Origin of the sequence: Pseudovibrio sp. FO-BEG1 (assembly GCF_000236645.1) — a bacterium.
Taxonomy (GTDB): domain Bacteria; phylum Pseudomonadota; class Alphaproteobacteria; order Rhizobiales; family Stappiaceae; genus Pseudovibrio.
On sequence record NC_016642.1, the window covers coordinates 3380824 to 3402563 of the forward strand.

A 21740-nucleotide genomic window follows, 5' to 3' on the forward strand; every position below is an offset into this window, starting at 1 on the left:
CGGGAATATCATAAATGACGGCAGCTTTGATTTTTGAGCAGATATTGAACGGGCTGCAATTCGGTCTCACTTTGTTTCTGATGGCAGCTGGCCTCACGCTGGTGTTCGGCGTGATGGGTCTGATCAACCTTGCTCATGGCTCGCTTTATATGATCGGTGCCTTTTGTTGCGCTTGGATCACTCAGCAGACCGGCTCTTTCTGGCTGGGTCTGGGCGGAGGTGTCCTTGGAGCAGCAGCAGCGGGCGCTCTCATCGAAATGCTTGTCATCCGCAGGCTTTATGACCGCGATCACCTGGATCAGGTGCTGGCAACTTTCGCGCTCATTCTCATTTTCTCCGAAGGCACCCGTATGGTGTTCGGCTCCATGCCGCTTTACCTCAACATCCCTGAGGCACTGAGCGGAACCGTAGCCTTGCCGGGCGTAGAAGCCTATCCGGTCTACCGCCTGTTTGTCATTCTGGCGGCACTGGCCGTTGCTGTGCTCCTCTACATGCTCATTTCCAAAACACGCCTTGGTATGCGGATCCGCGCCGGTGAAAGCGACCGCGAGATGATCGCAGCCCTCGGTGTTGATATCAAAACGCTTTACACCATCGTCTTCGCGCTGGGTGCTGCAATCGCAGGCCTTTCTGGAACGCTCGTCGGCGCGCTGCGCTCCGTTCAGGTTGGCATGGGCGAGCCCGTTCTCATTCTGGCTTTTGTGGTGATTGTTATTGGCGGCATAGGCTCCATCAAAGGCGCCTTAATCGGCTCTATCCTGATTGGTCTGGTCGACACGCTTGGCCGCATCTTCCTGCCGGTTATTCTGAAGTTCTTCATGGAAAACGCCAGCGCGAACAGCGTTGGAGCAGCTCTGTCGTCCATGCTCATCTACCTGATGATGGCTGGCATTCTGGCAGTAAAACCAAAGGGGCTCTTCAATGCAGCAAACTGATACAGCTCCGCAATCTGTCACCATGCCAAAACTCAACCGCGAAACCATCGTCAACATCGCCGTTATGGTAATTCTGCTGGCGCTACCACTTTGGGCATCGTCGATTGGCGAGGACTACTACGTTAATCTGGCGAGTCTGATCACCATCTTCGCGATCGCTGGCGTAGGCCTCAACTTTGCCATCGGGCAGGGTGGTATGGTTAGCTTCGGCCACGCAGCCTTCTTCGGTATTGGTGGTTACACTACTGGCATTGCAGCCTTTCACAGCTTTGAAGAAACGCTCTTCATGGCCATGCCATTCGCCATTTCCGGCACCAATCAGATGCTCATCATCTGGATTGTAGCTATGGTGCTCTGCGGCCTTGTTGCACTTGCCATCGGCGCAATTTCCCTGCGTACCGAAGGCGTTTACTTCATCATGATCACTCTGGCATTTGCTCAGATGATCTACTATTTCGCCATCTCCTGGCCGACTTACGGCGGTGAAGACGGCCTGTCCATCTACCTGCGCAACGAACTGCCGATGGTGGATGCAGAAAGCGCTTTGACGTTCTTCCTTATCTGCTTCATTCTGCTGCTTGGCGCGATCTTTGTCTCCGCTCGCTTGTCAGGCTCCCGCTTTGGGGCAGCCCTTGGCACAGCGCGCATGAACGAGACCCGATTGGCGACTTCGGGCATCGACCCATTCCCGATCAAACTCACCGGTTTTGTCATCTCGGCGATGATCACCGGCCTTGCTGGCGCTCTGTTTGCCGAGCTGAACGGCTTTGTAGGCCCTTCAATGCTCTCCTGGCACCGTTCTGGCGAGATCATGGTGTTTGTCATCCTCGGCGGCGTAGGGCGTCTCTATGGCCCTGTAATCGGCGCTGCGCTGTTCGTGCTGCTGGAAACTTATATCGGCGAATGGACAGAACACTGGCAGCTGCTGCTCGGCTTCGCCTTGCTCGGTGTCGTTCTCTTCGCCCGAGGCGGTGTGATGGGCTTGATCGCAGGGAGGGCGCGCCATGACTAAACCAGTTCTTGAAGTCAAAGGCCTGCACAAAAACTTTGGCGCTCTTCAGGCCACAAAAAACGTCAATCTGGACCTGAAACCCAATGAGATTCATGCTCTTATCGGTCCAAATGGAGCAGGTAAGTCGACACTCATCGGGCAGATTGCTGGTTGGATCACACCAGACGCTGGCAGCATCTATCTGGATGGAGAAGACGTAACTACTGAGACAGTTGCCAGCCGCTCCCGTAAGGGGTTGGGACGCAGCTTTCAGGTCTCTTCACTGGCAATGGAAGTGAGTGCACGCCGCAATGTGATGCTTTCTGTACAGGCCAGTCAGGGTTCCAGCTTCCGCTTCTGGAAGCAGACCAAATCCGATCAGGAACTGAGGGAAACCGCCGGAAACTGGCTGAAAAAGGTCGGCCTTGGCGGGCGTGAGGATATCGCGGTCTCTGAACTGTCTCACGGTGAACGCCGTCAGGTGGAAGTGGCTTGCGCTCTAGCCCTGAAACCAAAGGCGCTGCTGCTGGACGAGCCTATGGCAGGTCTCGGCCCGACTGGCTCAGTACAGCTCACTGAATTCCTTGAGGAAATCCGCCCGGAGATCCCGATCCTGCTCATTGAGCACGACATGGATGCAGTGTTCCGTCTGGCTGACCGCATCACGGTACTGGTCGGCGGTGCGGCCATCCTGTCAGGATCCGTCGACGAGATCCGTGCCAGTGCGTTGGTTAGAGAAGCCTATCTTGGGGAGGAAGCCTGATGCTGTTAGAAGTCAAAGGCTTAGAAGCTCATTACGGCGCAGCACAAGCGTTGTTTGGCGTCAACCTTACCGTCAACGAAGGTGAGATGGTGGCCATGCTCGGCCGAAACGGCATGGGCAAATCAACCACAATCAGCTCGATTTGTCAGATGGTTACACCAACCAGAGGCACCATCGAGTTCCGCGGCCAAAGCCTGAACCGCATGTCCAGCCATAAAGCTGCACGATTGGGGCTGGGACTGGTGCCAGAAGGGCGCCGCTGCTTCCCAAACCTGTCCGTTCTGGAAAACCTCACTGCCGCTGCGCGTAAAGGCGAGTGGACGCTGGACCGCGTTTACGACCTGTTTCCGCGGCTCAAAGAGAGGAAAAACCAGAGCGCCAACACGCTTTCGGGCGGTGAGCAGCAGATGCTCGCTATCTCCAGAGCCCTGATGACAAACCCGAAATTGCTGATCCTTGATGAAGCAACAGAAGGTCTGGCGCCGGTAGTCCGCGGGGAAATCTGGCAGGCCATTGCCAAGCTGAAGAAGGAAGGACTGTCCATCCTCATCGTCGACAAGACCTTGAAGGAGCTCCTGCCATTGGCGGATCAGGCCGTCATTCTGGAAAAAGGCGAGTCCGTCTGGGCGGGACGTCCGGACACGCTCACCGAGGAAATGAAGGACAGATACCTTGGTCTTTGAACGCACGATAAAGGTGGCATTCCAGCACTGCGATCCGGCTGGAATTGTCTTCTATCCCCGCTACTACGAGATGATCAATCAGGTCACCGAGGAGTGGTTCGAGCAATCGCTCGGGGCGTCGTTCGTAGACATTCATATAAATCAAGGGGATGCAGTCCCCACCGCAAAGATCGAAACAGAGTTCAAAAAGCCGAGTAAGCTTGGCGACACACTCTTGTTCACGCTTCAGGTGACAAAGCTGGGCCGTTCCAGCGTCCACCTGGAGTTCACGGTGACATGCGAGGACGAGCTTCGTCTCACTAGCCGCTCGGTCATTGTCTACGTCAAAGGCGAAGACAAGAAGCCAGTGAGTTGGCCGCAAACCATTAGAAAACAAATGGAATTTTTCCTGAAGGAAGAGGGACCTTCATGACAACACAACAAGCACTGTTCAAACATCTCCAGCCGGAAGGTTGGAAGCCAGCCTCCGGTTATGCCAACGGTATTATGGCGGAAGGCACTCCGATCTTTCTGGGCGGACAAATCGGCTGGAATGCACAGCAAGTATTCGAGAGCGATGACCTCGTCGATCAGATCAAGCAAACGCTTGAGAACATTCGCGAAATTCTCGCTGTCGCAGGGGCAAAACCTGAGCATGTGGTGCGCCTGACATGGTATGTGGTCGACAAGAAGGACTACACCGCACGTCTGCGCGAAGTGGGTGAGGCTTATCGCTCTGTGTTTGGGCGTCATTTCCCGTCCATGACCATGATCCAGGTGGCTGATCTGGTGGAAGATCAGGCCAAGGTGGAAATTGAAGCAACAGCAGTGCTGCCAAAAGCGGGATAACGTGATGCGGGATTGGGACGCGGCCTACCATAACTCCGGCGTAGTGCCGAACGCGCTAGAGCTGTTCGATCAATGGGTTGAGCGCTCCAAAGCGTTTCGCGAGACGTCAAACAACCAGCTGGATATCGCCTATGGAAGCGGGGAGAGAGAAAAGCTCGACCTCTTCTTCCCCAAAGCTCCCGAGGCATCCAAAGGGCTCGTTATGATCGTTCATGGCGGGTACTGGAAGGCCTTCGACAAGTCCGCGTTCAGCCACCTGGCAAAGGGGCCTACGGAGATGGGTTACACCGTAGCCGTGCCGTCCTATGACCTATGCCCAAATACGAAAATAACCAGCATTACCAAGCAGATGCATCGCGCTCTTGAAGTTGTGGCTGAACAAGTTAAAGGACCGATTCATCTGACTGGTCACTCCGCTGGTGGTCACTTGGTAGCGCGGCTTGGTTGTAAGAACGCGATGATACCAGATAGTATCACTGGCAGGATTAAGCACATCCTCGGCATCAGTGGTGTCTACGATCTGCGGCCGATCCGCAGGACGGCGATGAACGAGACGCTGCATATCGACGAGGCGGAGGCGCTGGCGGAAAGTCCGGTGCTGCACGAACCTCTTGATAACCTGCGCTTTACCGGCTGGGTTGGGGCAGAAGAGCTTGCCGAATTCCGCCGTCAGAATGCGGCCCACTGTGCCATGTGGGGCGGTTTTGAAACGCAGGTCACGGCCTATGAGGACCCGGGCAAAAACCATTTTACCGTGGTAGAGGCACTGGAACAGGCAGATAGCCTTCTCCTCACAACTATGTTGAATACATAGTTGTATCATACTGTAATATATAAATCTTTCTAAACCGCGCGATTTTGCGCTCTTATGTGCGTTCATTTGCGTGGTTTAAAAGATTCATGCGTTACTTTAAGTTGCTATGCTGCCCGCCAGATGAACGCATTTCATCATCAAGCATCATCAAACCTCATCGGGCAACATCTCCTCAAATTCCCAGCCCCCACAATCTCTCTTAACCTAATGGATAAGCTATTCACCAAATGGAGAGTTGTGGAGCTACCCTCAGCCACTTTAAGGTTGATCCAAGAAAGCGAGCCGGAGTTATCCGCCCAGCGCAGAAGTCGGGTAGACTGAATACTCAATTCTGCACTGAGGCAAATCAGCTCCGGCAATGAGCGCTCACCAAGGGTACTCATACGCGCAGAACTTGGCTGACTGGGGAGGCATACGTGACAGCAGCAAAAGCAGGACCACTTTCAGGACTTCAGGTGGTGGAGATGGCAGGCCTTGGCCCAGCGCCCATGGCTGGACAGTTGCTTGCCGATCTTGGGGCTGATGTCATCGTCATAGACAGGCGCACGGGCGAGCGCATCGACAAGGATGTGAACCGCCGCGGCAAGAAATCCATCGCGCTTAACATGAAGAGCGAAGGCGCCGTCAACGTGTTCTTCTCCCTGATTGAGAAAGCTGACATCCTGATTGAAGGCTTCCGCCCTGGCGTGATGGAACGTCTCGGTCTGGGGCCGGACGAGTGCCTCGCCAGGAACCCCGGCCTGATTTATGGCCGCATGACCGGTTGGGGGCAGGACGGCCCACTGGCCCATGTCGCTGGTCACGACCTCAACTACCTCGCCATGACAGGCATGCTCCACGCTATTGGCGAAGAAGGCCGTCCACCTGTGCCGCCTCTCAATATGGCCGCAGACTATGGCGGCGGCTCCATGTTCCTTCTGCTGGGTGTGCTCTCAGCCCTGTTTGAACGGTCCAGAAGCGGCAAAGGGCAGGTGATCGACGCGGCCATGGTTGATGGCGTACCAGCCATGATGGGCTTGATCTACTCTTTGATGGGTCGCGGCCTGTGGCAGGACAAACGCCAAACCAACCTGCTGGATGGCGGCGCACCGTTCTACCGCTGTTATGAAACCTCCGATGGCCGCTACCTGTCAGTGGGGTCTCTGGAGCCTCAGTTCTTCGCATTGCTGCTGAAAGGTCTGGACCTGCCGCCAGAGCTCTCCAAGATCCAGATGAACATGAAGGAATGGCCGAAGCTGGAAGAACAGATCGGCACGGCCATCAAAGCCAACACGCTGGATCACTGGACCGGTGTCTTTGCCGGAACAGATGCCTGCGTTGCCCCGGTGCTTTCCATTGAAGAGGCCAACGCAGCCGCTCTCAACACAGAACGCGCCAACCGCATCCGACTGGGCGGCGTCACACAGGCAGCACCCGCACCGCGCTTCAGCCGCACTGTTCCGCAAACGCCTGAACCAGCAGGAAGAACCGGAGACCATACTTCACAGGTTTTACAGGAGCTTGGTTTTTCTGAAAGCGACATCAATGAGATGCAGCAGAGCAAAACTTTGGCCTGAATCTGCGTTAATTAACGATGCGAAACAAACGGAGAAAGGAGGGGGCCTCAGCACTCCCTCCCACGTTATAACTGCCTCCGCCCAATCCTCTGAGAACATCCCATGACTGAGGGCATTCTCCCGAATCTCCTAGGGTAACTTTGATCAGTTACTGCGAAAGAGGTCTACCGGAGAATGCTGGTAACAGATGCTTTTGTCTTGTTGTTTCTTGTTACCCAGGGCCTCTTCCTCGTCGCCTCTTACGTCTTTGCGGTGTCGGGCGCGGATGACCTGTTTGTGGACACGCTCTATTACTTCTTCGTCGCCTGGTATCGCGGCCCGCTTGTAGGACGCACAGAAGAGCGCCTGTTTGACGAAACAGGCCATGTGGAGCCAAGGCCGCTGGCCATCATGCTGCCCGCGTGGGATGAAGCAGCCATCCTTTATCCCGCTGTCACCGGCATCATGCGAAAGCTGGATTATCCGTCCTACTGGATCTTCATCGGCGTCTATCCCAATGACGAGGCCACCCAGAAGGCTGCAAACCGGCTCGCAGCAGAGCATGAGAACCTGCGGGTCGTCATCACCAATAATCCCGGCCCAACCTGCAAGGCCGATTGCGTCAACACCATCATCGCGGAAATAGAAAAGTTTGAACAGGAGCAGAACATCTCCTTTGCAGGCATCGTCATGCAAGATGCCGAAGACATCCTCAATCCAAACGCCCTACATATCTTCAACGCCAGTCTGGAACTGACCGATGTGGTCCAACTGCCTGTTCTGTCCCTGCCACGCCGCCGACGAGACCTGACCGCTGGCCACTATATGGACGAGTTCGCTGAGTTCCACTCCAAGGAAGTGCTCGTCAGAGGGTTTCTGACCGGAACCGTCCCCGGTGCAGGCGTTGGCACCTGTTATTCCAAGAAGACAATTGAGACCGCCAAGTCCATATCCGGAACAGATGACAACGGCATACCGGAGGTCTTCAACACCGGCTCACTCACAGAAGACTATGATCTGGCCATGCGGCTCACAGGGAAGGGGCTCACTCACCGCCTACTCTGGGTCCATCCATCCCAAAAGAGCGATCACACGGACTTTGCAGTCACTCAGGAGCTGTTTCCCTCTGGCTTCTGGCAGAGCGTGCGCCAGAAAACCCGTTGGACCATCGGCATAGCCTTTCAGGGCTGGGCGCAGCTGGGGTGGAAAGGAGGGCTCGCCGATAAGTACTTTTATTGGCGCGACAGGAAGATGGTGTTCTTCAGCCACGCCATCATCATCGGCTATATTTCATTGATCTTCTACTGGTGCCTGCGCCTTTATGAGCACCTCGCACCAGACGCCTACCACTTGCCCCCATTGCTGCCGGAAAACAGCCCGTTTTGGTATGTGATTTGGTTCAACGTACTTTTGCTGGCCCACCGTCTCCTTCAACGCCATATCTGGACCGGCTATCACTACGGTCTGCGTGCACTCGCGCCTGTCACACTGCGCTATTTCGTTTCCATCATCATCAATTACATCGCCATGATGCGCGCCATCAAAACATGGATCCGTCATCTGGGTACAGGTGAGGTGATCGGATGGGATAAAACAGCCCACGACTACCCGGATGACGACAGCCTTCATAACATCCCGGTAAAACAGGAAGCACCCACATGACCCGCTTCCGCTCATCCCACAACGCACGAAAGGAGGCAAACCGGAACTCGGCATTCTATCTGCTGTGGGTGGTCATGTTTGCGTTGGGCCTGTCCATTCCAACCCAGTCCCAGAACCCAGCCCCTCAGCCTGAACCGAGCGCAATTACTGGCAACACGCCATACACCAACGCCCAAAAGGATGCCTATTACATCAGCTTGCTGAAGGATCGGCAAGACAGCCAGTCCCTGTTGCAAAGCAAATGGCGCGACTACCGCTCATACCCCTTGCTGGATCTGGCCTACCGACTACTTGCAGAAGGCAGAACAGAAGATGCCTTGCGCGAACTGGATGAGCTGCTCAAGCAGGATCCTGATCATCTGGTCGCCCGCTGGCAAAAGGTTCAGCTCCTGATTGGCCTCAACCGTCCGCTGGCAGCCATCGACCAACTGGAAACCCTGCAAACCCTCGCCCCCGCTTTCAGTCGTGGCTATCTCTCCCTCGGCCACCTGCAAATGCTTACCGGCGAGTATGCCGAAGCCTTTGATGACTTCCGCCTCGCCATCGAAACCGGCAAGCTGCTGCCGAGTGATCGGGAAGAGGCATTGGCCGGCGCCGCAGAAGCCGCCATCAAGCTCGGCAAAACAAAGGAAGCACTCCACGCCCTTAACATCCTGCGGGAGCTGGGTGCCGCCACACCAAGACAGCGCCTGATCCGCGCCGACCTCCTGCGCAACTTCAATCAACTGGAGGAAGCACGCAGCGAATGGGATGAGCTCTCCAAACTGGACAATGCGCCAAGAACCCAGCGCACAGCCATCCTCAACGAAGCTTTCCTGCTTTTGGAGCAAGGCAAGGACGAAGATGCCTACCGCCTGCTGCTCCGCGGTGAAATGAATGGCCTCTTCACCGGGCGCCAGTCCTCCGCATTGGAACAACGCACCTTTGCAAGAGCCCTGTCAGCCGCCGCACTCAACTCAGGTCACCTGGATGAGCTGCTGGCTTTTCTTCTCCCCGGTCGCATTGACCTTCTGGGATTATCGACACGGGTACAGCTTGCCTATGCCTTGGTGAAAAAGGGCTCCAGCGCTGAAGCGGAAATGGCGTTGCTGACCGCAGATGGCAGAATTCTGGACACCAAGGCCTCAGGGCCGGAAGAAGCCGCCAACTACTATCTGGCGCTGGCAGACATCGCCATCCGCGCCGGAGATGACGCCAGAGCCGTTACTGCGGGCCGTTTGCTGATCAAACTCACCCGCAGCCCGGAGTATGGCCTCCAGCTCAGCAAGGTCGCACTCGCCAACGGCTGGGAAACGCAGGCCATCAACGCACTTGTAGAACTGCGGGCCATCACCCAGTTCACAGACCGGCAAAAATCACCGGAAGCATGGGTGGAACTGCTGCAAACGCTCTCTGATCTGGCACGAAGAGCAGGGGATCTGGACCTCGCCAACGAGGTGCTGAAGGAAGCTGAAGCCTTAATGCCCAACTGGCGCATCACAGCAAAGCGCGGGCAGGTCGCCCTTCTCTCCAACAAACACCGCATCGCCTCTGCTGTGCTTCAGGATGCTCTTGCCCGCGCCAAACGGGCCCGTGCTGCTGGTGCCTTTAATGAGAACGACAAGAAAGCCTACGCACGGCTTCTGTTTGATCTGGCCGCCGTTTCCGCCACCAATGAGGACTGGACAAGCACGCTGGACTATCTGATCGCAGACTGGAAGCTTCAGCCTGATCCCACGCTTGTCCTGCCAGCCTACCTTATGCTCAAGGAAAGCACGGCGAAAAACATTACAGCCAACATGTGGCTCAACTACGTTTTCGCCTACACCAACACGGCGAACCTGACTATTGAGAGCAAAGAGATGTACGCCGCGTCTTTCCTCTCGCTGGCACGTCTCCTGAAAACAGAAGACCAGCCGGAAGAAGCGCAAAGAATGTACCGCCAGTCTCTGAGGTTAAACCCGGCAGTCGAAACACGGCTGGAAGCAGCTTATCTGGCCTTACAGCTCAATCACCCCAGACGCGCACTCATGCTGGTCCAGAAGCTCGACCAGACCAAGAACATCGACGCCATCATGGCCATCAAGTGCGAAGCCTATCGCTCTTTGGGCCGCAATCTGGAAGCGCTGGCCTGTGCTCAGGAAGAAGCACTGGCCCAACCTGCAAGCGCTGATAAACACCTGACACTGGCAAGCCTCTATTTGCGTCTGGGAGACCGAGACAAGGCCCGTCAGGAGCTTCAGCAGGCCTACGAGCTCAGCCCAAGCCTTGCCACAGCCAATCAACTGGGGTTCCTTTATCAGCAACTGGGTGAAATTGAGGAAGCTGAGGAATGGTTTGAGGAGAGCTTTGAAGAACACGACGACCAGACCGCCGGTATGGCATTGCTTTTCATCAACCTACGCCAGATGGACTATCCGCAAGCAGAAAAGCTTCTGGCCGAGCTCGACCCCGCAAAGCTCTCACAGGAGCAAATGGCAGGCTACTACGCCGCCAGAGCCCAGCTCACCCTCCACAAAGGCGATCAATCCTACGAGGCGCTGGAAAGCGCTCTGGACGACTTCCGCAGAGCACGTGCCATATCCTCAACGCCCGACAACCGCTTCTCCGTGGTTCAGGTTCTGTTCCAGCTGGATCAGTTGCAAGAGGCCGAAGCTGAATATGAGCAGTTGCCTCCCTCAGACAAAAACAACCCAGCCACTCTGGCCCTCGGTGGTTATCTTGCGCGGGCACAGGGCGATTACGACCTCGCCATCACCCGCTTTGAGCATTCGCTGCATGAAAAGCCGGATCAGGCCAATCTGGAGGAAGACCTCGCATATACCTATCTGGCAGCCTATGAGAACAAGAAGGCTGCTGAAATGTTTCGCAAGCGAATCCATGCTCTGAACCAGCAGCATCTCGACATCTACGGGCAAGACAAACTGGAGCGTTTCCAGCGCCAGCTCCGCATCCTTGAAATCCCGATCAGCTTCCTGTTCTTCGATGGTGCCAGCCCATCACGGCAAGACGAAGAGGATTTCGCAGGCGCTATCCTCGGCATTCCCTCAAGTAGCCCGTTCGGCTCCCTGGAGGTGGCATGGCGACCGCCGGTCATCGGCTACCAGAATGGCCGGGTCTTCGAGATCATCGCCCGCGCCCAATGGCTCAACGAACGCTACAGCTTCCGACCCAATCCGGACACCTACCAAACCATCGTCGGCCTGCGCTTCAAGCCTTTTATGACCCAGAACCTCAAGATCGGTCTGGAGCGCTTCTTCAAGGGCGGCAGCATCACCGAAGACAACTGGCTGGGGAGGGTGCTTTGGTCTTTCACCACCGGCAACGACTTCCTGCCCCTTTACGATATGTACTCCGGCGAGCCCATCGACAAAGAGCCTTACGTCAGTCTTTACGTGGAAGGAGGACGTTTCTTCGAAAACGAAAAAACCATTCTATTCTATGGAGATGGCCGACTTGGTTACACTTTTAGGCTCGATCCTAACCTGATTTTGTCGCCCTTTGCGTATTCCATAGGCAGCGGAAACTGGAACTCCCAAACCAGCGCTGTCGCCATAGAAGCAGGGCTGGGAGCATCTTTGAAGTGGAGAGGGTGGTACACCGAAACCTACGGTGACCTGCTTCAGCTGGAAGTGTTCGGGCGAGTAGGACATGAAGTACTGAACACCGATGACAGCCAAACCAGCCGGGTTCTTCTCGGCCTACAAGCAAACTTTTAAGCATTTGATTTTTGGGCTGCTCTGCCTCTCTTTCCTCACATTCATAGCACCACATAAAACCCTCGCACGACAAGATTCGGGCGCTCCGGAATGTATTCCTATCCGCATGAGTTTCATTCAGCCGTGGGGTGATGAATATTTTCCTAACCCCGGATTATGGCGCAGTGAACTCCTTTCACATCAAAGACTTGGCATAAATGAAGTGGTCCTGCAGTGGACCCTGTGGGGCACGGATGTCAGCCAGCCAGTCAAACTTCCCATGTGGGTGGAAGCAGCGATCCGCGGGGCAGATGAATCTGGCACCAAGATCTGGTTCGGCCTGCGTTACGATCCGTCCTTCATCGAAAAGCTGAAGCAAAACGGCAGCACCTATCTGCATCAACGCCTTCAGGAAACCAGCAGGCTCGCAAAAGCACTGAAATCACAGATCCTCTATGTCTCATCCGAGCCCAATAAGATTTTCGCGGGCTGGTATATCTCAGATGAAATCGACGGCGAACTGCTGTTGGATAGCAACCTCAGAAAGCTCGTCACCAGGTACACCACCCAGACCCGGGCAATTCTGAAAAGCATATTGCCGGGCCCGGTGGCCATATCTGGATACACTGATTTGAAAAGCAAACCGAAGAAACTGGCCGGTCACTGGGATAAGTTGATGAGCAAGTCCTCCATGGACATCTTGCTTTTGCAGGATGGGCTAGGGGCCAAGCTTATGGAACCTTACTCCAGCCGCAGCCTGCACAATGCGGTCAGCACAGCATTTCGCCAGCAAAAACATACAGTTATTCCGGTTGTTGAGATCTTCGAGATTGACCCACGCACCGCAGATTTCAAAACAATCCCGACCACCGTTGGCACCATGAAAAGCCGCCTGAAGAACGTGCGCTTTGCTCCGGGCAACCCGGTGGCTTTATTCTCATTATCCAGTCACGTACTCAAGTTTGATAACAAGCACAGCCGGGACATCGAGACGTTTTTGAAGCAAAACGCCAAGGTTTGCAACGGCCTAGAGCTGGAAACCGCCAACACCTCAACGCCGCAATAAAGGACAGAAGCACACAGGATGAAGGAACCAGAGATCATCGGATCGGGCGCGGCGAAAGTCCTGTGCATCATCGGCACACGCCCGGAAGCTATCAAGATGGCGCCGGTTATCTCTGCCATCGCAAACTGCCCAAATCTTCATGCCCATGTTCTCATGACGGGTCAGCACCGCGAAATCGCATCAGAAGCGCTAAAGTCCTTTGATATCACCCAAATCAACTGGCTCGATGTTTCCAGCACCAGCCACAAACTGGCCGATCAGGCCGGTGAGCTGCTCAAAGGCATCAACGCCTATATGGCCGTGCATCATCCCAAATACGCTTTGGTCCACGGCGACACCACAACAGGCTTCGTCGGTGCGCTTGCCAGCTTTTACAGCGCCGTGCCAGTTGGCCATGTGGAAGCCGGTTTGCGCAGCGGCGAGCTGACGGACCCGTTTCCCGAAGAAGCCAACCGGCGGCTGGCAGATCAACTGTGTCACAGGCTGTTCGCACCAACATCCATCGCCAAGGACAACCTGCTGCGCGAAGGCCTGAGCGAAGACAAAATCCTCACCACCGGAAACACGGTGGTCGACGCCGTGCGCCATCTGGCTCAGAAGATCAAACCAGCACGAGAGCTCCATGAGCTAAAGAACGTACTGGAGCCTGAAAAGCGACTGGCACTGGTCACCACACACCGGCGTGAAAATTGGGGCGATCCCATGCGCCGCATTTGCCAGGCCATAAAACACATAGTCGACACCCACGAAGATCTCCAAGTGGTTTTGCCGGTGCATCCAAATCCAGTGGTCAGAGACGTTGTTGAGGATGTGCTAAAAAACGTCCGGCGCGTTCATCTGGTCAAGCCGCTGTCCTATGAAGCGCTCGTGGCGTTGGAACGGGATGCTGACCTGATCCTGACAGACAGCGGCGGCATACAGGAAGAAGCACCCGAATTTGGAACGCCGCTGCTGATCCTGCGCAAGACAACCGAACGACCGGAAGCTCTGACCAGCGGACTTGCAAAACTGGTCGGCACATGCGAGCAAACAATCACAGACGAAGCCGCACATATTCTGAAATGTGAGCGGACAAAGATCGACCGCAAAAACCCGTTTGGCGACGGCCACGCATCACAGCGCATCGCAGCTGCCGTCGAAAACCACATAAAGTCAGTCCACTAATCAGAATCTGACCTTTTATCATTTAATTCCATAATCTACCTTATGCGTATTAATGATATAGACGCCCCATAGCACGGTTTGTGGTGCTGGCAAGCGCGGAACTGGCTTCAAACACGTTCCATCAAACCAGCTTTAGACAAGCCAATGCCGCAGACACGCATGTGTCTGCGGCATCACAATACTCAAATCAGGCTTTTACATATCCATCACGATACGACCATCAATCTTGCCGTTACGCATGCGATCGAAGATGTCGTTGATGTTGTCCAGCGGCTCTGTGGTGTAATGCGCAGCAACCTGGCCATCGCCAGCAAACTCCAATGACTCGCGCAGATCATTTCGCGTGCCCACAATGGAACCACGCAGTGTTTTCCGGTTCAGCACCATATCAAAAATGTTCAGCGGGAAATCTTCTGGTGGCAGACCCACAAGGCTCATCGTGCCACCACGGGCCAGCATGCCAACGCCTTGCTGGAAGCTCTTGCCAGCCACCGCTGTCACCAACACGCCCTCAGCACCGCCGCCGGCTTGCACTTCTGCCACCGGATCACACTTGAAGGCATTGAGCGTCATGTCAGCGCCCAAAGACTTTGCAAGCTCCAGTTTGTCCTCTGCAATATCAACCGCAATCACGTGCAAGCCCATGGCTTTGGCATACTGAACAGCCAGATGCCCCAGACCACCGATGCCGGAAATCACGACGGTTTGCCCCGGTTTTGTCTCTGTTTCCTTCAAGCCCTTGTAAACTGTCACACCCGCACACAGGATTGGCGCAGCTGGTGCAAACTCAAGTTCTTTGGGCAAATGAGCGACGAAGTTGGGGTCTGCCACAGCATATTCAGCAAAGCTGCCATTGACGCTGTAGCCTGAGTTCTGCTGGCTTTCGCAAAGGGTTTCCCAGCCGTCTACGCAGTGCCGGCAGCACCGACAAGCCGTGTGGAGCCAGGGAATTCCAACACGATCCCCCTCCTTCACTGAAGTCACATTGCGGCCTTTCTCAACCACAATCCCAACGCCTTCATGGCCCGGAATAAAGGCTGGTGTCGGCTTGACCGGCCAATCACCTTCCGCAGCATGAAGGTCCGTATGGCACACGCCTGTGGCTTCAATCTTCACCACAACGGTATCATCAGTTACTGTAGGTTTTTCAACTTCACACACGTCCAGCGGCGCACCAAATTCACGCACAACCGCTGCTCTCATCATAGACATGACGGGCTCCTAAACCTGTTTGGGCCAGGACAGCCCAAAAGCATACAGGGACAGCTAAATTTTTCAAATGCGAGCACAAAATGCCTGCATTTACAGCAAGCCTAACAAACCTTCCGGTAAGTATAAAAGAGATGATATTTCAAGGATACTTCTGCAGTTAACAGCGTTTCAGCAAGGTCATTCAAAGTTAAAAAAGCTTGTTCTTTCAAACCTAAATCACATGCCCAGAAACCATGTATTCAAGGACATACATTTCCGTAAAGTGAAATGAATTCAGTATCTTAGTCTTTCTACGTAAAAGAAAATACGAGGATATGCGGAGCGCGTGAGTCTCTCTCCCCCGCCAACCCAGTCATCGGAAAACACCCCTCACCCAGATCACCCGTCCCAAGCAAAACCAACAACACAACACCACCTATACTTACAATATACCCCCTCTCTCTGTGAAATAACATCAAATATGCATAAGGTAGATTATGGAATTACGTAATATTATGCGCCAATTTATTATTTTATAATATAACTATACATAATTCAACATAATTTCACACGAGAAATACGCAGCACTACACGGATATACATCTGCAGGAAAGAACAGAGAGTGTAGTACTGTAATTAATCTCTCAAAACCTCATGGATGAGCATCACTATCAGTCAATCCTAGCACCCGACGGGCGCGTAAGATGACCGGCGCATCCACCATTTTGCCATCGACCACAAAGGCCCCCTGACCCGCAAAGTTTTTCTGCTGCTCAAGCACATTGAGCGCCCACTGAACCTCTTCATCGCTTGGCTCAAAGCAGGTGTTGATCACGCTGACCTGAGAGGGATGAATGGCAAACTTTCCGTTGTAGCCCATGTCACGCGCGTTTTGAGCTTCATCCTCAAGCCCTTCAGGGTCGTTGAAGTCTAAAAACACACCATCAATCGCCCAAAGATGGTTCTGAACCGCAGCATTCAGCAGTTGCCCACGCGGCCATACAAGGCTGTTCCACCCCATGGTACCGCCTGTCTCCGCCGTATAGTCCGCGTAACCAAAGGCCAGCGCATGTAGCGGCGCATGGGTAGACGCAATCGCCTCCGCATTGGAAAGACCAGCAGGCGTTTCCAGCAGCGCACAGATCCGTGTCATTTCCTTACTGGGATGCGCCTGCAACAAATGGTCCAGCTGTTCCAGATCTCGCGGGCTCTCACATTTGGGCAGGAACACCCAGTCCGGCAGATGGGTCAGCTCCATCAACCGCAGCATGTCATGTAAGCCATCTGGCGTGCCCAGAGAGGAGATGCGGATGCCGATCTCACACCCCTCCTGCTCCCGTATTTGATCCTGCAAACCACGCAGTAGGTCTCGCGCAGCGGGCTTCTGTGCTTCAGCAACTCCATCTTCCAGATCCAGCACCACGCACCCTGCTCCGGATGCTGTTGCCTTTGAAAAAAGATGGGCTTTATCTGCAGGTAAGAATAACAGGCTCTTCACACCGGAACTCCAACTTAATCCTTTGATGCCGTTGGGTCATAAACTAGCTCAGTAACAATTAATTTCCTGAGAATGGATAGGATCAAGCTGGTTCCATTAAGCAGATCCCGGAAAGAGCCTCATGCCAGCAGCCAACTATGATCAGCTGTATCATCAAAAACTCATGAGCCCCGATGAGGCCATCAAAACACTGGCACGAGACACGAAGCTGATCACCTTCGGCTGCTATTGCGGCACCCCTCCACGCCTCACCCGCGCATTCTGTGAAGCTGCCGCCGCCGATTATTTCACCGGCACTCCGGATGTCTACCTGCTGCGTTCTGGCAAAGAGGTCGTCGACCAATACATCAACGTGGAGGTGCTCAAGCGCATCCGCCTCCTCTGCCCGTTTCTGGGCGGCAGCGTCCGCCAGCTGGCCGACCGGGCTCAGGAGATGAGCGAGAGTCATCCTGACCTGATCATCCCACATTATCTGCCGGAGCACTTCAGTCTCTACGCCAGAGGCGTGCTGGCTCGCCGTGGCAAGCCGGATGTGCACCTTTTTCAGGTCTCTCCCATGGACGAGCACGGCTACTTCAGCTTTGGCGTGGATGGCAGCATGTCCATTCCGCTCGCCTTTGCAGCTGAAAAGCTCATTGTGGAAGTCAATCCCAATATGCCTCGCACCTTCGGGCCCGGCGTCATCCACGTCTCACAGGTCTCCACAATCATCGAGCACACCAGCGATCTCACCATCGTTCCTGAAAAGGCCGAGAGCCCGGAAGACAGCAAAATCGCCGATTTCGTAGCAGAACTTGTGCCGGACCATGCTTGCGTGCAGTTGGGCATCGGCGCTGTGCCCAATGAGGTTGGCAAACGCCTGAAACACAAGAATGATCTGGGCGTGCACACCGAAGTGCTCGGCGACACCATGATAGAGCTGATACAGGCCGGTAACGTCTCCAATCGCTACAAGCAGCTGGATGTAGGCCACTCCGTCTTCAACGTCGCTCTGTTTTCCAACCGCGACTACTACGACTTCATGGACAACAACCCCACCATGGCGTGTCATCCGGCCCACTACGTCAACAACCCACACATCATCGCACAGAACGATCGCATGGTTTCCGTCAACTCTTTCGTGGAGATCGATCTCTTCGGGCAGGTCGCCTCAGAATCCGTCAACTGGCGCCAGATTTCCGGCAGCGGTGGCCAGTTGGACTTCGTGCGCGGCGCCTTCCGCTCCAAGGAAGGGATCGCCGTGCTGGCAGCACACGCCACAGCAAAAAACGGGAGGGTCTCCAAGATCGTCCCGCGCCTGCAAAACATCGTCACCACACCGCGCAACGATGTCAGCTTTGTCGTTACGGAATACGGCTGCACCAACCTGTTCGGCATGTCCACCTCAGAGCGCGCCCATGCTCTCATTGAGCTTGCTGCCCCGCAGTTTCGCGATGAGCTGCGCGAAGAGGCCAAAAAACTGACCATCTACTAGGCTGAAAGGAGCCCGCCATGTACTCAGCCTACGCACAAATCTCCGAAACACGGTTTCTGGAGATCTATGGCCTGAATTTTGAAGAGTTTGCAGAGGGTCAGGTGTTTCATCATCGCCCCGGCATGACGGTTTCTCAGCAGGAAAATGCAGAGGAAGCGTTTGACACCTTCAACTCCGCAATGCTGCATTATGACGAGCACTACGCCGCCCAGACTGAGTTTAAAAAGCCGCTGGTCGTCTCCACGCTCACCTTGCAAAAGATCTTCGGCATGAGCTGGAAGACCTTCGCCCGCAAGGACCGCATCACAGCATTTGAGAATATCTCCATGACCGCCCCCATCTTCGGCGGCGACACACTCTATTGCACCAGCCAGATCATCAAGACCGACGACACCACCGGTAAAACGGGCGACGTCACCGTAAAGGCCTCCTGCACCAACCAGAATGGCGTCGAGGTCGCAAACCTCACTTACACAGTCAGCATCTTCAAAAAAGGCCAGCATCCGGTCTGGGGCAATCAGCCCAACACCTGCAGTAATCCGTGGTTTCTTGCCTATCACCAGCGCGAGGATGGCTCCCTGCAGGAAGCAACCGGCATTTTCTTCGAAGGCTTTGCCAAGGGCCAGATCTTCGAGCACAGCCCGGAAATCACCCTGCATCCCTCCTCCATGCTCCGCCACGCCGTCCAGACCATGCAATGGCACCCATTGTACAACGACAGAGAGTTTGCCCGTGACATCTACGGCAGAGACCGCCTGCCTGCCTCCGAACTCCACGTGCTCTCCCTCGTCACTGCAGCAACCACCTCAACCTTTGGCCGTGTGGTTGCCAATCTGGGCTGGACCGATACAAAGCTGTCTCGCCACTTTTACGCAGAAGACCGTTTCAAAGTCACAAGCGAAGTCCTGGCGACGCGCGAAAGCCGCTCCAGACCAGATCAGGGCATTTTGACCGTAAAAACCGTCGCCCAAGACCAAACCGCCCAGGAAGCCCTCTCCTACACCCGCACCCTCCTCGTCTACCGCGAAGGCAAAGGCCCTTATGCAGCAGCGGGATATTGATCACCATACACTTTCGCCTATGATGCACGTTCCAATCAGCTAGGCGGACGACAGCACGTGCAAATGAAGACAGACCAGACAACACGGCAGCAGGAGGCTGCTGATAACAATGCTGATCTCTACAAACATATGTTTGAGGCGCATGGGGTTTCGTTTGAGTGGTCTTCGGGGCTGTTTTACACCTCAGAACAGCCTCTACCGTTCTATTCAAGCATTGTGACGTTGGAACCTGCGGTATCACTTCAGACCATCAACGAACTCACCGCCAACGCATCCTTTCCCGTCTTCATCAAGGATAGTTTTGCGGATCTGTCTCTGGAAACCTTAGGCTTCAGCTCACTCTTTGAAGCCTGCTGGTTTTATCTGGAAGCACCTGTTCAGGCAGACACCTCAGGCTGGCAGCAGATTTCCACTCCTAAGCAGTTGCAGAGTTGGGAGGCCAGCTGGAAGAACGCCGGAAACCAGACAGATCGTGCGATGTTCCCGCCAAAACTGCTGGACAATCCTGATTTCGCGTTCTGGGGTTATTTTGAAGGATCAGAGATCACTAAAGGCTTCATCGGCAACCATTCAGGCACCTCGGTAGGCCTGTCAAATTTCTTTGCAGAAGACCTTTCACCCCACACCTTCAGGCAAATGGCCGCGCTGTTGCAAAGGTGGAAGCCGGAGAAGCCAGTGACTGGCTACGCCCGGGGGGATGCACTGTTGAACGCCCGCACTGCTGGATTTGAAACATCCGGCAAGCTGAAGGTCTGGCACAAACCATATTCTGGCTGCTAAGCGCGTTTTTCGCGCAACAGCAAACAACCACTCAAAATCTCATCAAACATGGGCAGAAACTGAAACAATATGTGAGACGTAAACTATTGTTTCCAGTGTTGTATTTCGTCATATCCTGAACAGAAATTTGGTCACATTTGGCGCCTATCTCTCCCGGTCTCAACAGTGTTTCAGGAGAAAAGTCATGGCCATCGAAGTTTGGCTGACTTACGTGATCGCCTGCATCATCCTACTAATCATCCCTGGCCCAACCGTCCTCATGGTCTCCAGTTACGGCATCAGTCAGGGCCTGCGGGCCGTCGTCGCTTCCGCTCTTGGGGTGAGCTTAGGAAGCATCCTACTCATTTCTGTTGCTCTGGCAGGACTGGGGGCCGTCATTTCCACCTCAGCTCTGCTTTATGACCTGCTCCAATATGCGGGCGCAACCTACCTCATCTATCTGGGCGTCAGCATGTGGCGCAGGAAATCCGTCGTCAAAGGCCAGCTTGGTGTCACCGCCACCTCTCGCTTTCATATTTTCAGAGACACGTTCCTCGTCTCTGCCTTCAATCCCAAAGACATGCTGTTCTTCGTCGCCTTTCTCCCCCAGTTCGTGGATGACACCGTCCCAGTTATCCCTCAGTTTGTACTGCTGGCCGTGACCTTCGTGGTTCTGGGCGGAATCAACACCATGTTCTGGACCTCCATGGCTGGCAGTTGCAGGGCCATGCTCACAGGCGGGAAAAGCGCACGACGGCTCAACAGAATTGGCGGCACTGGTTTGCTGAGTGCTGGCCTGTTCATCGCTCTGTCCGGCAAGTTCCCGTAAAAGAGCAAGTGCAGTTAGCTCAAACTCACTCCAGATTTTCTCAAAACAGCCCCACTACCCAAACGCCCTCTCCATGGGTAAGCTCATAATCATTACGATTAGTGAGTGAGTATCGCTCAATACACCTCTTTCAGTCCTGCTCTGGACTTCTCGGAGTTTCCTTATGGCATTTGAAACTTGGCTCGCGTTTGCCGCCGCTAGCATGCTGCTGCTGATCATTCCTGGCCCAACCGTGTTGATGGTCATCAGTTACAGCCTCAGTCAGGGCAAGCGCGCGGCTGTTGCCTCCGTCACCGGAGTGATGCTGGGCGATATGTTTGCCATCACCGCTGCCTTGGCAGGCCTTGGCGCGGTTCTGGCAACCTCTGCCATGCTCTTTCAGATCATGAAGTACATTGGCGCGGCTTATCTCATCTACATCGGCATCAAGATGTGGCGCACCAACTCCGGCGTGGCAGCGCAAGTGGAAATGCCAGTGGTCCCGGCCAAGCGCATCTTCCGCGATACGCTGCTGGTCACCACCTTCAACCCTAAAGGCATGCTGTTCTTTGTGGCGTTTCTGCCTCAGTTCGTGGATCAAACCCAGCCAGTACTGACCCAGTTCTTCATTCTGGGTCTGACATTCGTCACCCTCGGCGGCATCAACACCCTGTTCTGGGTCTCCATGGCCGGTGGCTTGCGCAAGGTGGTCAACGGCCCAAGCACATTGAAGCGCCTGAACAAGGTCGGCGGCACAGGCCTATTGGGAGCGGGCATCTTCACGGCCCTATCTGGCCGCGTCAGCTAACAAAAAAGCCCGGATCATCCGGG

Annotated in this window: 19 protein-coding genes; 17 read left to right on the forward strand and 2 right to left on the reverse strand. The window is 54.7% G+C overall.

All coding sequences use genetic code 11. The annotated features are described in order from the left end of the window. Positions 1–14: 14 nt before the first annotated feature. The 12 genes from PSE_RS15375 (at position 15) to wecB (ending at position 14118) form a co-directional block, all read left to right on the forward strand. On the forward strand, positions 15–935 hold the full coding sequence (locus PSE_RS15375) for a branched-chain amino acid ABC transporter permease (RefSeq protein ID WP_014285714.1): 921 nt from the start codon (positions 15–17) through the stop codon (positions 933–935). Further along, positions 922–1947 carry a branched-chain amino acid ABC transporter permease gene (locus PSE_RS15380; RefSeq protein WP_014285715.1) on the forward strand — a complete coding sequence of 342 codons (1026 nt, stop codon included), beginning with the start codon at positions 922–924 and terminating at the stop codon, positions 1945–1947. The genes PSE_RS15375 and PSE_RS15380 overlap by 14 nt, the downstream gene beginning before the upstream one ends. Then, entirely contained in the window at positions 1940–2689 is a 750-nt protein-coding gene (locus PSE_RS15385) for an ABC transporter ATP-binding protein (RefSeq protein WP_014285716.1), read from the forward strand. Before PSE_RS15380 ends, PSE_RS15385 begins: the two co-directional genes overlap by 8 nt. Then, positions 2689–3372 (forward strand): ABC transporter ATP-binding protein, encoded by a 684-nt coding sequence (locus PSE_RS15390; protein WP_008546744.1) that lies wholly within the window; start codon positions 2689–2691, stop codon positions 3370–3372. The genes PSE_RS15385 and PSE_RS15390 overlap by 1 nt, the downstream gene beginning before the upstream one ends. Beyond that, on the forward strand, positions 3362–3784 hold the full coding sequence (locus PSE_RS15395) for a thioesterase family protein (protein ID WP_041768587.1): 423 nt from the start codon (positions 3362–3364) through the stop codon (positions 3782–3784). The genes PSE_RS15390 and PSE_RS15395 overlap by 11 nt, the downstream gene beginning before the upstream one ends. Then, on the forward strand, positions 3781–4200 hold the full coding sequence (locus PSE_RS15400) for a RidA family protein (protein WP_008547140.1): 420 nt from the start codon (positions 3781–3783) through the stop codon (positions 4198–4200). Before PSE_RS15395 ends, PSE_RS15400 begins: the two co-directional genes overlap by 4 nt. Before the next feature lie 4 nt (positions 4201–4204). Then, positions 4205–5014: an alpha/beta hydrolase gene (locus PSE_RS15405; RefSeq protein ID WP_041768589.1), complete on the forward strand. Its 810-nt coding sequence runs from the start codon at positions 4205–4207 to the stop codon at positions 5012–5014. A gap of 416 nt (positions 5015–5430) precedes the next feature. Further along, complete coding sequence (locus PSE_RS15410; protein ID WP_014285719.1) at positions 5431–6570, forward strand: CaiB/BaiF CoA-transferase family protein; 1140 nt, start codon at positions 5431–5433, stop codon at positions 6568–6570. 174 nt (positions 6571–6744) lie between these two features. Next, on the forward strand, positions 6745–8211 hold the full coding sequence (locus PSE_RS15415) for a glycosyltransferase (protein WP_014285720.1): 1467 nt from the start codon (positions 6745–6747) through the stop codon (positions 8209–8211). Then, the gene (locus tag PSE_RS15420) at positions 8208–11909 is read left to right on the forward strand and encodes a tetratricopeptide repeat protein (protein WP_041768591.1); all 3702 of its coding nucleotides are present in this window, start codon (positions 8208–8210) and stop codon (positions 11907–11909) included. The genes PSE_RS15415 and PSE_RS15420 overlap by 4 nt, the downstream gene beginning before the upstream one ends. A 106-nt stretch (positions 11910–12015) precedes the next feature. Next, on the forward strand, positions 12016–12954 hold the full coding sequence (locus PSE_RS15425) for a DUF4434 domain-containing protein (protein WP_083841574.1): 939 nt from the start codon (positions 12016–12018) through the stop codon (positions 12952–12954). Positions 12955–12972: 18 nt separating this feature from the next. Continuing rightward, positions 12973–14118, forward strand: coding sequence for a non-hydrolyzing UDP-N-acetylglucosamine 2-epimerase (wecB, locus tag PSE_RS15430; RefSeq protein WP_014285723.1), 1146 nt, complete (start codon positions 12973–12975; stop codon positions 14116–14118). A gap of 195 nt (positions 14119–14313) precedes the next feature. Here the strand turns inward: wecB and adhP are convergent, their stop codons facing one another. Next, positions 14314–15330, reverse strand: a complete 1017-nt coding sequence (gene adhP / locus PSE_RS15435) for an alcohol dehydrogenase AdhP (RefSeq protein WP_041768593.1) — start codon at positions 15328–15330, stop codon at positions 14314–14316. A gap of 631 nt (positions 15331–15961) precedes the next feature. Beyond that, the gene (locus PSE_RS15440; RefSeq protein WP_208997950.1) at positions 15962–16807 is read right to left on the reverse strand and encodes a CoA ester lyase; all 846 of its coding nucleotides are present in this window, start codon (positions 16805–16807) and stop codon (positions 15962–15964) included. A 121-nt stretch (positions 16808–16928) separates the two neighbouring features. Between PSE_RS15440 and PSE_RS15445 the strand changes: the two genes are divergently transcribed. From PSE_RS15445 to PSE_RS15465, 5 genes are all read left to right on the forward strand, one after another. Beyond that, positions 16929–18281: an acetyl-CoA hydrolase/transferase family protein gene (locus PSE_RS15445; protein ID WP_014285726.1), complete on the forward strand. Its 1353-nt coding sequence runs from the start codon at positions 16929–16931 to the stop codon at positions 18279–18281. Between the two features lie 17 nt (positions 18282–18298). Then, positions 18299–19342 (forward strand): MaoC family dehydratase, encoded by a 1044-nt coding sequence (locus PSE_RS15450; RefSeq protein WP_014285727.1) that lies wholly within the window; start codon positions 18299–18301, stop codon positions 19340–19342. 63 nt (positions 19343–19405) lie between these two features. After that, positions 19406–20122 (forward strand): hypothetical protein, encoded by a 717-nt coding sequence (locus PSE_RS15455; protein WP_014285728.1) that lies wholly within the window; start codon positions 19406–19408, stop codon positions 20120–20122. A 184-nt stretch (positions 20123–20306) separates the two neighbouring features. Beyond that, the gene (locus tag PSE_RS15460; RefSeq protein ID WP_014285729.1) at positions 20307–20930 is read left to right on the forward strand and encodes a LysE family translocator; all 624 of its coding nucleotides are present in this window, start codon (positions 20307–20309) and stop codon (positions 20928–20930) included. 163 nt (positions 20931–21093) lie between these two features. Further along, entirely contained in the window at positions 21094–21717 is a 624-nt protein-coding gene (locus PSE_RS15465) for a LysE family translocator (protein WP_008547143.1), read from the forward strand. The last annotated feature ends 23 nt before the right edge of the window (positions 21718–21740 follow it).